This window comes from Micromonospora sp. D75, assembly GCF_018070405.1.
In the GTDB taxonomy this organism is placed as follows: Bacteria; Actinomycetota; Actinomycetes; order Mycobacteriales; family Micromonosporaceae; genus Micromonospora; species Micromonospora chalcea.
Window position 1 is genome coordinate 1 of sequence record NZ_JAGPXV010000292.1, and the last position, 7,251, is coordinate 7,251.

The 7,251-nt window shown below is 72.3% G+C and carries 8 protein-coding genes; 5 read left to right on the forward strand and 3 right to left on the reverse strand.

Annotated elements, in window-relative coordinates; translation table 11 throughout:
* Together KBX39_RS18065 and KBX39_RS18070 are read right to left on the reverse strand one after the other, a co-directional pair.
* On the reverse strand, nt 1–822 hold an 822-nt coding region (locus KBX39_RS18065), incomplete at its 3' end, for a peptidylprolyl isomerase (protein ID WP_210871645.1).
* 91 nt (nt 823–913) lie between these two features.
* Nucleotides 914–1,783 carry a peptidylprolyl isomerase gene (locus KBX39_RS18070; RefSeq protein WP_104115185.1) on the reverse strand — a complete coding sequence of 290 codons (870 nt, stop codon included), beginning with the start codon at nt 1,781–1,783 and terminating at the stop codon, nt 914–916.
* 237 nt (nt 1,784–2,020) lie between these two features.
* Between KBX39_RS18070 and KBX39_RS18075 the strand changes: the two genes are divergently transcribed.
* The 3 genes from KBX39_RS18075 to KBX39_RS18085 are packed head-to-tail and all read left to right on the forward strand — an operon-like array spanning nt 2,021 to nt 5,108.
* Nucleotides 2,021–2,740, forward strand: coding sequence for an MBL fold metallo-hydrolase (locus tag KBX39_RS18075; protein WP_030502528.1), 720 nt, complete (start codon nt 2,021–2,023; stop codon nt 2,738–2,740).
* A gap of 40 nt (nt 2,741–2,780) precedes the next feature.
* Entirely contained in the window at nt 2,781–4,121 is a 1,341-nt protein-coding gene (gene hisS / locus KBX39_RS18080; RefSeq protein WP_210871647.1) for a histidine--tRNA ligase, read from the forward strand.
* A gap of 51 nt (nt 4,122–4,172) precedes the next feature.
* Entirely contained in the window at nt 4,173–5,108 is a 936-nt protein-coding gene (locus KBX39_RS18085) for an acyl-ACP desaturase (protein ID WP_210871649.1), read from the forward strand.
* A gap of 122 nt (nt 5,109–5,230) precedes the next feature.
* Here KBX39_RS18085 and KBX39_RS18090 read toward each other — a convergent pair whose 3' ends face one another.
* A complete protein-coding gene (locus tag KBX39_RS18090) occupies nt 5,231–5,731 on the reverse strand; it encodes a PaaI family thioesterase (RefSeq protein ID WP_064448524.1) in 501 nt (166 codons plus the stop codon).
* Nucleotides 5,732–5,786: 55 nt separating this feature from the next.
* Between KBX39_RS18090 and KBX39_RS18095 the strand changes: the two genes are divergently transcribed.
* Both KBX39_RS18095 and KBX39_RS18100 read left to right on the forward strand, forming a co-directional pair.
* Nucleotides 5,787–6,260 (forward strand): helix-turn-helix domain-containing protein, encoded by a 474-nt coding sequence (locus KBX39_RS18095; protein WP_043324969.1) that lies wholly within the window; start codon nt 5,787–5,789, stop codon nt 6,258–6,260.
* 262 nt (nt 6,261–6,522) lie between these two features.
* Nucleotides 6,523–7,251, forward strand: a 729-nt coding sequence (locus KBX39_RS18100) for a S1 family peptidase (RefSeq protein ID WP_210871651.1), incomplete at its 3' end; no start/stop codon positions are given.

Below are 7,251 nucleotides of genomic sequence, written 5' to 3' on the forward strand. Positions count from 1 at the left end.
CATCGTCACCTTGGTCATGGTGATCTCCTTCTTCGGGTGACCACCGCCGGCCTGCTTGGCGAACGCGCCGTCGTCACCGGCCGCGGCGACCTGCTTCACCACGTCCATGCCACCGGTGATGGTGCCCAGCACCGTGTAGTTCGGGTCGAGCGGCGAGTCGCCGTACACGATGAAGAACTGGCTGCCGGTGCTGCCCGGCTGCCCGGAGTTGGCCATCGCGATGACACCCTCCGGGTACGGCGGGCGCTTGTTGGTGGGGAGGTTCTCCTCGGCCAGGTTGTAGCTGGGCCCGCCGGTGCCGTCGGTGTCCCGCCAGCCCTTGCCGGTGGCGCTCGGGTCGCCGCACTGGAGCACCTTGATGCCCTCGGTCACCAGGCGGTGGCACTTGGTGTTGTCGAAGAAGCCCTTGCTGGCGAGGTGCGTGAAGCTGCCCGCGGTGCAGGGCACGGCGGCACGGTCGATCTTGGCGGTGATCGGGCCCAGGTTGGTGTCGATGGTCATCGTCTGGGAGCCCTTGCCGGCCTGCTGGGTCGGCGGCAGCCCGACGTCCTTGATCTGCGGCGGCCGGCCCTCCTTGGGCACCTCCGTGTACGCGCACTGCACGGCGTCGGCAGTGGTCGTGCCGCCCGTCTGCTCGTCGTCGTCGCCGCCGAGCGAGGTGGCCAGCCACACCGTGCCGGCAACGACGAGCACCAGCACGGCCGCGGCGCCGACGATCGCCTGGGTCTGCCGGCGCTTGCGGGCCTTGCCGGCGCGCTCCGCCATCTCCCGCTCGAGCTTGGCCCGCGCCGCCGCGCGCTGGCGGTCTCTGGTGGACGTCACGGTCACTCCTCACCTGCTGCGTTTGGGGTCGGCGCGCGCGCCGCCGGTCACGTGTGGGTGAGCCGGCGGGCTGCCGCCGGCTCTGGGTCGGTCAGCCCGCGCTGGCGCTCGGCGAGGGCGCGGGACTGTCGGCCGGAGCCGCGCCCGGCTCGCCGACGGTGACGCTCTGCACCAGGATCTGCGTCTTGGGCTTGACCTTGGCGCCGTTGCCATTGTCCTCCGTCGGCATGGCGCCGATCTTCTCCACCACGTCGAGCCCGCCGGTGACCTTGCCGACCACGGAGTAGGCCGGCTTCTCCGGGCTGGCGTCCTTGAAGAAGATCAGGAACTGGCTGCCGTTGCTACCCGGCGGGGTGCCGATCATGGCGACCGTGCCCTTCGGGTACGTCGCCGGCTGCCCCGGGGCCGGGGAGGCCGACGGGCTGGGCTCCGGCGCGGCCGGCAGGTTCTCGTCGAAGAACGAGTAGGTCGGTCCGCCGAGCCCGGTGCCGGTCGGGTCGCCGCAGCGCAGCGCGCCCTCGGCGGTGATCTCGTGGCACGTGGTGTTGTCGAAGAACGAGCGGCCGGCCAGGTAGCTCAGGCTCGCCGCGCCGCACGGCGCGTCGGTCTGGTCCAGCTCGACGGTGATCGGGCCACCCTGGTTGGTGGTGATCGTCATCGGCCGGGTGCCCGAGGTGGGCAGGCCCGTGGTGGGCGGCTCGCCGACGTCCTTGAGGTTGGTGTTGACGGCGCCGTCCTGCGCGGTCCAGAGGCAGACGTCCTCGGCGGCCTGCTTCTCCGGCTCCGAGTCGAACGCGCCGAGCGCCCAGGCGGAACCGGCCACGATCAGCACGAGCACCACCGCGGCGCCCACACCGGCCCGGATCTGCCGGCGGCGCTTCGCGGCCGCCGCCCGCCGGGCGAGCTGCCGGTCGAGCTTGGCCCGCGCCAGTTTGCGCTGCCGGTCCCTGCTGGAAGCCACGTGCGCTCCCCTTCCTCTGCCTGAATCGCCGCCGGCGCCGGGCGCCGGCCGCCGTTCCGGTCGGGGTGCGCCACGCCACACGCCCGCCAGAGTGTACGGGTAGCGACTGTGAATGTCGTGTACGAGGTCCCGTCATCTCAGCCCGGCCGGGGCGGACGGGCCCGGTGGCGGGCGGAACTCGCTCGCCGCTACGACTAGGCTGCAAGCAGACGACGACCGGACGGAAAGGGGAGCGACGTGCTCGTGGCCGGCTTTCCCGCGGACGCCTTCGGCACCAACTGCTACGTGGTGGCGACCGCTCCGGGGGAGCAGTGCGTGGTGGTCGACCCCGGCATCGGGGTGCTCGACCGGCTCGACGCCGTGCTCGCCGAGCATCGCCTGCACCCGGCCGCCGTGCTGCTCACCCACGGCCACCTGGACCACACGTTCTCCGTCGCCCCGGTCTGCGGCGCGCGGGGCATCCCCGCCTACGTCCACCCGGACGACCGGGAGCTGCTGGCCGACCCGAGCAAGGCGCTGTCGATGGACCTGACCCAGCTGTTCGGCGGCCGGCTGCCGTACGCCGAGCCGGACGACGTGGCCGAGCTGACCGACGGCGCGACGCTGTCGCTGGCCGGGTTGGAGATCACCGTCGACCACGCCCCCGGCCATACCGGCGGGTCGGTGCTGTTCCGGTTGCCCGGCGCCGGCTCGCCCTGGGAGGCGGAGCAGATCTGCCTCTCCGGTGACGTGCTGTTCGCCGGCTCGATCGGCCGTACCGACCTGCCGGGCGGCAGCATGCCCCGGATGCTGTCCAGCCTGCGGGACAAGGTGCTCCCGCTGGCCGACGACACAGTCGTCCTGCCCGGCCACGGCCCCGCGACCACTATCGGCCGCGAGCGCGCGACCAACCCGTACCTCGTCGAGGTGGCGGGCACCGGCGGCGCGCGCCCGGCCGCGCCCACCCGAGGCCTCTAGACCCTCACCCGCGCCCGCGCGGGTTCTCAAGGAGTTCGTGATGAGCAAGCCCACGCCCATTTCCGGCTTCCCCGAGTGGACGCCGGCGCAGCGGATGATCGAGCAGTTCGTGCTCGACCGGATCCGCGCCACGTTCGAGCTGTACGGCTTCGCGCCGCTGGAGACCCGCTCGGTGGAGCCGCTGGACCAGCTCCTGCGCAAGGGGGAGACCTCCAAGGAGGTGTACCTGCTGCGCCGGTTGCAGGCCGACGCCGACGGGCCGGCCGGTGACGACGCGCTCGGCCTGCACTTCGACCTGACCGTGCCGTTCGCCCGCTACGTGCTGGAGAACGCCGGCAAGCTGCAGTTCCCGTTCCGCCGCTACCAGATCCAGAAGGTGTGGCGGGGTGAGCGCCCGCAGGAGGGCCGCTACCGGGAGTTCCTCCAGGCCGACATCGACATCGTCGACCGGGACACGCTGCCGGCGCACTACGAGGCGGAGATGCCGCTGGTCATCGGTGACGCGCTGCGGTCGCTGCCGATCCCGCCGGTGCGTATCCAGGTCAACAACCGCAAGATCTGCGAGGGCTTCTACCGGGGCATCGGGCTGACCGACACGGAGGCGGCGCTGCGCGCCGTGGACAAGCTCGACAAGATCGGCCCGGCCGGGGTGACGGAGCTGCTGGCGAGCACCGCCGGGGCGAGTGAGGCGCAGGCCAAGGCCGTGCTGTCGCTGGCCGAGATCTCCGCGCCGGACGCCTCCTTCGCCGACGCGGTGCGCGGCCTCGGGGTGAGCGATCCGCTGCTGGACGAGGGCGTCGCGGAGCTGGCCGCCGTGGTGGAGACCGCCGCCGCGCACGCGCCCGGCCTCTGCGTGGCCGACCTGCGCATCGCGCGGGGCCTGGACTACTACACGGGTACGGTCTACGAGACGCAGATGATCGGCTACGAGCGGTTCGGGTCGATCTGCTCCGGCGGCCGGTACGACAACCTGGCCAGTTCCGGCAACGTCCGGTTCCCCGGGGTGGGCATCTCGATCGGGGTGACCCGGCTGCTCGGCCTGCTCTTCGGCGCCGAGGCGCTGTCGGTGTCCCGTTCGGTGCCGACCTGTGTGCTGGTGGCGGTCACCGCCGAGGAGGACCGGGCGGCCAGTGACGCGGTCGCGGCGGCGCTGCGGTCGCGCGGTGTGCCGACCGAGGTGTCCCCGTCGGCGGCCAAGTTCGGCAAGCAGATCCGGTACGCCGAGCGGCGCGGCATCCCGTACGTCTGGTTCCCCGGCGCGGACGGCGACGAGGTCAAGGACATCCGTTCCGGTGAGCAGGTGGCCGCTTCGGCGGACGAGTGGACGCCGCCCCGGGCGGACCTGAAGCCGCTGGTCGGCCCGGCCGGCACTGGCGTCTGAAGGCGTTTGGACCTACGGTGGCGTAAGTTACGCCACCGTAGGGAGAACGTCGTGACCGTGCTCAGCCAGACCGCTCTGCTCACCGAACTCGAGCCGGTGGTCGAGAAGAACCTCGACCGCCACCTGTCGCTGGCCAAGGAGTGGTTCCCGCACGAGTACGTGCCGTGGAGCGAGGGCCGCACCTTCGACGGCCCGCTGGGCGGCGAGGCCTGGTCACCGGAGGACTCGACGCTGCCCGACGTGGCCCGGACGGCGCTGATCGTCAACCTGCTCACCGAGGACAACCTGCCCTCGTACCACCACGAGATCGCCACCCTGTTCGGGCGCGACGGCGCGTGGGGCACCTGGGTGCACCGGTGGACCGCCGAGGAGGGGCGGCACGGCACGGCGATCCGCGACTACCTGACGGTGACCCGGGCGGTGGACCCGGTGGCGCTGGAGCGGGCCCGCATGGTGCACATGTCGGCGGGCTACCAGAACGTCCACGACCAGGAGATGCTGCACTCGCTGGCGTACGTGTCGTTCCAGGAGCTGGCGACCCGCATCTCGCACCGCAACACGGGCCGGGCCACCGGCGACCCGACGTGCGAGGCGCTGCTGGCCCGGGTGGCGGCGGACGAGAACCTGCACATGGTCTTCTACCGCAACCTGCTCGGCGCGGCGTTCGAGCTGGCCCCGTCGCAGGCCATGCGCGCGGTCGCCGACGTGCTGGCCAACTTCCAGATGCCGGGCGTGGGCATCGACGGCTTCGCCCGCAAGTCGGTGGCGATCGCGCTGGCCGGCATCTACGACCTGCGCCAGCACCGCGACGAGGTGGTGATGCCGGTGCTGCGCCAGTGGAACCTGTTCGACGTGACCGGCCTGAACGCCGACGGCGAGACCGCCCGCGACCAGATCGCCGCCCACCTGGACATGCTGGAGACCCAGGCGTCCCGCTTCGAGGAGAAGCGCGCAGCCCGAGCAGCCCGCCTGGCCGCAACCCGCTGACCCCGCCCCCCTCTCTCCCGCGCGATCTTGCACTCACGGCCCCCGCGAATGCCGCGAAACCGGCGCTGCGGGGGCCGCAACCGCAAGATCGCCGGGCGCGGCGGGGGCGCGGGGTGCGGTGGTCAGGGGAGGGGGAAGATCAGGCAGGTTGAGGTGGCGTGGGCCACCAGGCGGTCGGCGGGGTCGGTGAGGCGGGCCTCGGCCAGGGCGGTGCGGCGGCCCCGCTGGAGCACAGTGCCCTCGCAGCGCAGCGTGCCGGTGTCGACTGTTACCGGGCGCAGGAACTTCACGTTGAGGTCGAGCGACGTGTAGCCGACCCCGGGCGGCAGCGTGGTGTGCACGGCGCAGGCCGCGGCGGTGTCCAGCAGCGTGGAGAGGACGCCGCCGTGCACCGTGCCGAGCGGGTTGTAGTGGAACTCCTGCGGCAGCAGCTCGACCGCGACGCGCCCCTCTTCGGCCTCCATCCGGGACATGTCGATCAGGTGCATGATCGGCGGGGCGGCCAGCTCGCCGGCGATCATCGCCCGCATCAGTTCCAGGCCGCTGCGCCGGCCCAGGTGGGCGGCCCCGGCGGCCGGGTCGGACCAGGTGAACGTGCGCGAGCGTTCCTGCGTCTGCGTCATGGACTCAGCCTGGCAGCGCGTTGCTGAGTCTGTCAATCAGACCTAGCCTGGTCGGATGAGACCCGCGGCACTGGACTGGTCGGTGGAGAACTGCACCATCGCGCGCGCCATGGAGGTCCTCGGCGAGCGGTGGACCCTGGTCGTGCTGCGCGAGGTCTTCAACGGCGTACGCCGCTTCGACGACATGCGGGTGCGTACCGGCATCCCGCGCCAGGTGCTGACCAACCGGCTCGCCATGCTCGTCGAGCGCGGGGTGCTGCGTCGCGAGCCGTACCGGGAGCCGGGCAGCCGGCCGCGTCACGAGTACCGGCTCACCGAGATGGGGCTGGACCTGTGGCCGGTGCTCGTCGCCGTGCTCGGCTGGGGTGACCGTTACCTGGCCGACCCGGAGGGCTCCCCGCTGAGCGTGGCGCATCGTGACTGTGGCGCCGAGGTCCGGGTCGAGCTGCGCTGCGCCGAGGGGCACGAGATCACCGAGGCGCGCGACGTGCTGCCCCGTCCCGGCCCCGGCGCCCACCGCCGCGCCTGACCGCCCCGCGCGCCTGACCGTTCGCCGCGCCTGCCCCCAGCACGTCGACGTGGGTCGATCCCCGGCTCTGACACCTTGAGTCGATGTTGTTGCTGGGGCGTTACATCGGGCGCTGGTGCGAATCCGGGCAAAGCCATGTCTTGTTTACGATCTTAAATGTGTGAATACTTTGGGCACCCGGGCGGTTTCCCCAGGTCGCCCGGGTTGTCCTCGGGCGCGCCCCCATGACAGCGCCCGTTCACCCCCATTCGGAGGTTGTTACATGCGACCCACGAGGTCCACGCTCCGCCGCGCCGCCGCAGTCGCCGTTGCCGGCACCCTGGTCACCGGCTCGCTGCTCAGCGCCCCCGCGCAGGCCGCCCCCGCGGCCCTCTCGCCGGACGCCGCCGCCACCCTCGTCGAGAAGCTCGGCGCCCGCGCGGCCGGCACGTACGCCGACGCCAGCGGGAAGATGATCGTCACGGTGACCGACACCGCCACCGCCCGCCAGGTCCGCGCCGCCGGCGCCATCCCGAAGATCGTGACGCGCGGCGCGGACAAGCTCAACGCCGCCACCAGCGAGCTGGAGCGCTCCGCGAGCATCCCCGGCACCGCCTGGTGGACCGACCCGGTCACGAACCAGGTCGTCGTCTCCATCGACAGCACCGTCACCGGCGCCAAGCTGGAGCGGGTCAGGGCCGCCGCCGCCCGGCACAACGGCGCGATCCGCATCGAGGCCGAGGCCGGCGTGCTGAGCACCCGGATCTCCGGCGGCCAGGCCATCTACGCCAGCGGCGGACGCTGCTCGCTCGGCTTCAACGTGCGCAGCGGCTCGACGTACTACTTCCTCACCGCCGGGCACTGCACCAACATCGGCTCGACCTGGTACTCCAACTCCAGCCGCACCACCGTGCTCGGCACCCGGACCGGCACCAGCTTCCCGGGTAACGACTACGGCATCGTCCGGCACAGCAACTCGGCCAACGCGGCCGGCAACGTCTCGCTCTACAAC

What these genes read in the sequence shown, in the direction of transcription:
- hisS (WP_210871647.1), top strand. Translation starts at nt 2,781, where the DNA reads ATGAGCAAGCCCACGCCCATTTCCGGCTTCCCCGAGTGGACGCCGGCG.
- KBX39_RS18090 (WP_064448524.1), bottom strand. Translation starts at nt 5,731, where the DNA reads ATGACGCAGACGCAGGAACGCTCGCGCACGTTCACCTGGTCCGACCCG.
- KBX39_RS18095 (WP_043324969.1), top strand. Translation starts at nt 5,787, where the DNA reads ATGAGACCCGCGGCACTGGACTGGTCGGTGGAGAACTGCACCATCGCG.